The organism is Tabrizicola sp., from assembly GCF_034366665.1.
Classification (GTDB): domain Bacteria; phylum Pseudomonadota; class Alphaproteobacteria; order Rhodobacterales; family Rhodobacteraceae; genus Tabrizicola.
Window position 1 is genome coordinate 1 of record NZ_JAXMMF010000008.1, and the last position, 5,288, is coordinate 5,288.

The window sequence follows — 5,288 nt, forward strand, 5'->3', positions numbered from 1 at the left end:
CCGGCTGCGCCAGGGCCGCGCGCGACCGACTGGCCCGTGCAGAACAAAAGACCCTCGCGCGCGAAGCGGCGAGGGTCTGGGGGTCAGCCTATCCGCAGGCTCAGGCCTTGGCGAAGCGCAGGTAGGGCAGCTTGATGTCCAGCTCGCCGAAACGTTCCTTGGCCTGGTCGTTGTTCAACGCCAGCGCCACGATCACGTCCTGGCCCGGCACCCAGTTCGCGGGGGTGGCCAGCGGCACGCCGTCGGTCTTCTGCACCGCGTCCAGCGCGCGCAGGATCTCGGCGAAGTTGCGGCCCACGCTCATCGGATAGGTCATGGTCAGGCGCACCTTCTTGTCCGGCCCGATGATGTAGACCGTCCGCACCGTCGCCGAATGGGCCGGCGTGCGGCCTTCGGTCGGCAGGTAGAACTCGGCCGGCAGCATGTCATAGGCCTTGGCCACCGTCAGGCTGGTGTCGTCGATGATCGGGAAATCGGCCGGGGCACCGCCGAACGCCTCGATGTCGCGCTTCCACTTTTCGTGGTCAGAGACACCGTCCACCGACACGCCGATGACCTTGGTCTTGCGCTTGGCCCACTCGGCCGCCAGTTGGGCGACGGCGGCGAATTCGGTGGTGCAGACCGGGGTAAAGTCGCGCGGATGGCTGAAGATGATTCCGTAGCTGTCCCCCAGCCAGTCGTGAAAGTGGATCGTCCCGGCCGTGGACTCGGCGGTGAAGTCGGGGGCGATGTCATTGATGCGGACGGCCATTTTGAACCTCTCGGGTTGGAATCCTGTCTGGCCGCAAACATATGCCCATCGGAACAAGGTTTCATCCCCCTGCATCATATCGCGGTCAAAAAGGAAAGCCGTTCCGCCTGAACCCGCCAGGACAAACCGAACGTTCTGCCCGCAGGCCTAGTCGAACGTCCCCGTCACCCGCCCGAACAGCATGAAGGCGCGCGCGGTGCGGGTATCGGCCAGATCGGCAAGCTCGGCGTCGGTTGCGTTGGGCTCGAACGCCGCGAAGGTCTTGTCGAAGGTCCGCAGGAAATGGTGCGCCGCGTCGCGGAACACCGGGTCCGTCTTCATCCGCGAAGCGGTCAGCGCCAGCGAGGTCCGGTCCCGGATGCCGCCCAGCGCCGCGATCGACCGGCCGCGCTCGCCGCCGGAAAACCGGCGCCACAACTCGGGGTGGCACAGATCGGGCTGCAGGTCATCCATGTAGATGCCGTCCTGGCTAAGCAGCGTCAGCACGTCCTGCGCCGCCCGGATCAGCTTGGACGAGGTCCGGTCCTCCAGCGCCAGGCGCAGAGCGCGAAAGCCCTCCTTGTCCTCGGGCGTCTCGGGGAACTGCAGCGCGCGGATGAAATCGGCGACCAGCAGGGGCGGCCGGAAATCCTCGGCCGGGGTGCCAAGCGCCAGCGTCGGCTCCTCGGCCATAGGCTCGGCCCGGGGCGACACCAGCGCGGCCTTCCGGTCCGCCGATGGCACAGTAAGCGAGGTGTCGCGGCGCGAAGTGAAGGTCGCCAGCACCGTCTCGGCCTGTTTGGTCGAGGCGGCGATCTCGTCGATCTTCCGTTCCACCGAAGACTTCATCCCGTTGCCCTGCGCCTGCACATAGCTGGACCGCATCGCATCGACCGTGGCCTGCAACCGCGCGGCCTCGGCCCGCAGCTCACGGATCGACCGCAGGGTGATGACCACGGCCCAGATCAGCGCGATGGGCAGGAACACCATCAGAAGGGTCATCACCAGACCCAGCGTCCGCGTCTCGCTGCCCGGGGGCGTCACCAGCACATAGACCAGGATCAGAAGGACCCAGACCAGGCTCAGCCCGACGCCCGCGATCTCCATCCCGCGGCGGGGCGGATCGTTCAGCTGCGCCAAAGGACCCAGGCCCAGGCCAGCGTCCCCTTTTGGCAGATCCTTCACCGGCGGTTTCACCAGGGCATCCCCTGATCAGAGATAGCGGATCGACAGGACTTCGTAGGATCGGCTCCCACCCGGAGTCTTCACGTCCACGCTGTCGCCTTCTTCCTTGCCGATCAGGGCACGGGCCAGGGGCGAGCGCAGGTTGAGAAGCCCATTCTCGATATCGGCCTCGACCTCGCCGACGATCTGGTAGGTCTTTTCCTCGTCGTTGTCCTCATCGGCCAGGGTGACAGTCGCGCCGAACTTGATCGAGCCGGAGAATTTGCTCGGGTCGATCACGTCGGCCAGCGACAGGACGCCCTCAAGCTCTTTGATGCGGCCTTCGATGAAACCCTGTTTTTCGCGGGCCGCATGGTATTCGGCGTTCTCCGACAGGTCGCCGTGTTCGCGAGCCTCCGCGATATCCCGGATGATCGCCGGACGGTCCACCGTCTTCAGCTGCTTCAACTCGGCATCCAGCGCATCGAAACCGCGCCGGGTCATCGGGATCTTTTCCATCGGCATTCCACAGTAAAAGAAGAAGCCACGGGCCGGGGTGCGACCCATGACTTCGGACAATTCCGCTTCACCACACCCGATGGAGTGCCTAAATGCAAGGGGTCATGCCGCGCCTGCGCAACAGGGCGTCGCCCGGAAGACAGAAAGTTTCACGTCGCGATGCGCCTGTGGCGTGATGTTGCGTCAGTGTTGACCTTGCGGCCCCGCTGCGGCAACAGGGAAGCCGCGAAAAGCCAGTGTTTCAGGACCGGGTGTGGCCGGGAAGGACAAGCGATGACCACCATTCAGCGCGAAAAGATGGATTATGACGTCGTGATCGTCGGCGCGGGGCCTGCGGGCCTGTCGGCGGCGATCCGCCTCAAGCAGCTGGACCCCGAGCGGTCGGTCGTCGTGCTGGAAAAGGGCTCGGAGGTCGGCGCGCATATCCTGTCCGGCGCGGTGCTGGACCCCTCGGGCCTGGACGCCCTGCTGCCGGACTGGCGCAACATGGGCGCGCCGATCAAGACGCCGGTGCGCGAGGACAACTTCTACTTCCTTGGCCCCGCCGGCCAGATCCGCATCCCGAACTGGCCGATGCCGCCGCTGATGTCGAACCACGGCAACTACATCGTCTCGATGGCCAATGTGTGCCGCTGGATGGCCGGTGTGGCCGAAGGGCTGGGCGTCGAGATCTTCCCCGGCATGGCCTGCAGCGAACTGGTGTTCGAGGGTGACACCGTCGTCGGCGTCGTCGCCGGCGAGTTCGGCCGTGACGCTGAGACCCGCGAGCCGGGTCCGTCCTACGAACCGGGGATGGAACTGCGCGGCAAGTATGTCTTCCTGTCCGAAGGTGTCCGCGGCAGCCTGGCCAAGCAGGTGATCGCCAAATACGACCTCTCCAAAGGCCACTGCCCGCAGAAATTCGGCCTTGGCATGAAGGAAATCTGGGAGATCGACCCCGCCAAGCACCGCGAGGGCACCGTCACCCACACGATGGGTTGGCCCCTGGGCAAGAACGCAGGCGGCGGGTCCTTCATCTATCACCTTGAGAACAATCAGGTCTATGTCGGCTTCGTCGTCCACCTGAACTACGAAAACCCCCATCTCTACCCCTACATGGAATTCCAGCGCTTCAAGCACCACCCGATGGTGGCCGAGCTTCTGAAGGGCGGCAAACGCGTGGCTTACGGCGCCCGCGCGATCAGCGAGGGAGGCTGGCAGTCGATCCCGAAGATGGTCGCCCCGGGTGTGGCGCTGCTGGGTTGCTCTGCGGGTCTGGTGAACGTCCCCCGCATCAAGGGCAACCACAACGCCATGCTTTCGGGCAAGGCCGCAGCCGAGGCCGCCCATGCCGCGATCACCGCAGGCCGCGCCGGGGACGAACTCGCGGCTTACGAAACCGACGTCCGCCAGGGTGCCATCGGCCGCGACCTGAAGAAGGTCCGCAACGTAAAGCCCTTGTGGTCGAAGTACGGCCTCGTTGCCAGCCTGATGGGCGGGGGCGTGGACATGTGGCTGAACACCATCGGCCTGACCGCCTTTGGCACGTTGCGTCACGGCAAATCCGACGCCGCCGCGACGGGCCTTGCCAAGGACCACAAGCCGATCGACTATCCCAAACCCGACGGGAAGCTGTCGTTCGACCGGCTGACCAACGTCGCCTTCAGCTTTACCAACCACGACGAGGCGCAGCCCGCGCATCTGGTGCTGAAGGACCCCTCGATCCCGATCTCGGTCAACCTGCCGAAATACGCCGAACCCGCGCAGCGGTACTGCCCGGCGGGGGTCTACGAGGTGCTGGGCGAAGGCCAGGACGCGACGTTCCGGATCAACTTCCAGAACTGCGTCCACTGCAAGACCTGCGACATCAAGGACCCCAGCCAGAACATCGTCTGGACCACGCCGATGGGCGGCGGCGGACAGCCTGCAACGCATCAAGCAACGCCAGGCCATCCAGGAAGAAAAACTGAACGCCAGCCAGGCCCTGGAAGACCGCCGCACCGGCGCCGATCTGGACGCCAAGCTGCGCGAGGCCGGCATCCTGCCCGGTCATTCTTCGGCCGACGACGTTCTGGCTCGCCTCAGCCAGCCGGACGTGACCGTGGTCACGCCGCGCATCGGCCAATCTACTCCAGGCGTGGCGACCCCCGACAAGGACCCGGCCTGAACCATGGAGCGTCTGCGCCTCGAACCCCGAACCGACTGGGACGCCAAGGCCGAGGAACTCGGCTTCACCTGGCGCCACACTGACGGCAAACCCTATTGGGACGAGACGGCCGCCTACGCCTTCTCGCTGGCCGAGATCGAGGACGGGATCGAGGCGCCGACCGCCGAACTGCACGGCCTCTGCCTGGACCTCGTCAATGAGGCGGTCCAGTCGGAGCGCCTGATGGAACAGCTCGATATTCCCGAGCCGATGCGGGACTATGTCGCCGACAGCTGGAAACGGCAGGAGCCGTCCCTCTATGGCCGGTTCGACTTCGCCTATGACGGCGCGGGTCCGGCCAAGCTCTACGAATACAACGCCGACACCCCGACCAGCATCTATGAGACGGCGGTGTTCCAATGGCTGTGGCTGGAGGACCAGATCGCCGCCGGCGTCCTGCCCGCCGACGCCGACCAGTTCAACAGCCTGCATGAGAAGCTGATCGACCGGTTTCGGGCCATCTTCCCCGAGGGCGGCTTCGTGCATTTCTCGTCGGACCCCGAGTTCGTCGAGGACCGTCAGACCGTGCGCGTCCTCGAGGATCTGGCCCGGCAGGCGGGGCTGGACCCGAAATTCGTCGCCATCGACCAGATCGGGCTCAACGCCGACGGCCGCTTCGTCGACGACGAGAACTGGCTGATCCAGGCGATGTTCAAGCTCTATCCGTGGGAGCAGATGCTGCGCGACGAC

5 protein-coding genes and 1 pseudogene are annotated in these 5,288 nt (G+C 65.5%); 3 read left to right on the plus strand and 3 right to left on the minus strand.

The window, feature by feature from the left end:
- Nucleotides 1-100 precede the first annotated feature (100 nt).
- The 3 genes from U1E69_RS00880 to greA form a co-directional block, all read right to left on the minus strand.
- Nucleotides 101-751 carry a peroxiredoxin gene (locus U1E69_RS00880; RefSeq protein WP_322242125.1) on the minus strand — a complete coding sequence of 217 codons (651 nt, stop codon included), beginning with the start codon at nt 749-751 and terminating at the stop codon, nt 101-103.
- A 147-nt stretch (nt 752-898) separates the two neighbouring features.
- Nucleotides 899-1,927 (minus strand): hypothetical protein, encoded by a 1,029-nt coding sequence (locus U1E69_RS00885; RefSeq protein WP_322242127.1) that lies wholly within the window; start codon nt 1,925-1,927, stop codon nt 899-901.
- Nucleotides 1,928-1,942: 15 nt separating this feature from the next.
- Nucleotides 1,943-2,413: a transcription elongation factor GreA gene (gene greA, locus U1E69_RS00890; protein WP_322242128.1), complete on the minus strand. Its 471-nt coding sequence runs from the start codon at nt 2,411-2,413 to the stop codon at nt 1,943-1,945.
- 273 nt (nt 2,414-2,686) lie between these two features.
- Between greA and U1E69_RS00895 the strand changes: the two are divergent.
- The 3 genes and pseudogenes from U1E69_RS00895 to U1E69_RS00900 form a co-directional block, all read left to right on the plus strand.
- A pseudogene (locus tag U1E69_RS00895) lies at nt 2,687-4,312 on the plus strand (4Fe-4S dicluster domain-containing protein); the annotation flags it as partial.
- Between the two features lie 46 nt (nt 4,313-4,358).
- Entirely contained in the window at nt 4,359-4,559 is a 201-nt protein-coding gene (locus U1E69_RS22565) for a hypothetical protein (protein ID WP_416200243.1), read from the plus strand.
- Between the two features lie 3 nt (nt 4,560-4,562).
- Nucleotides 4,563-5,288 (plus strand): glutathionylspermidine synthase family protein (locus U1E69_RS00900; RefSeq protein ID WP_322242129.1); only part of this gene is annotated, 726 nt, incomplete at its 3' end.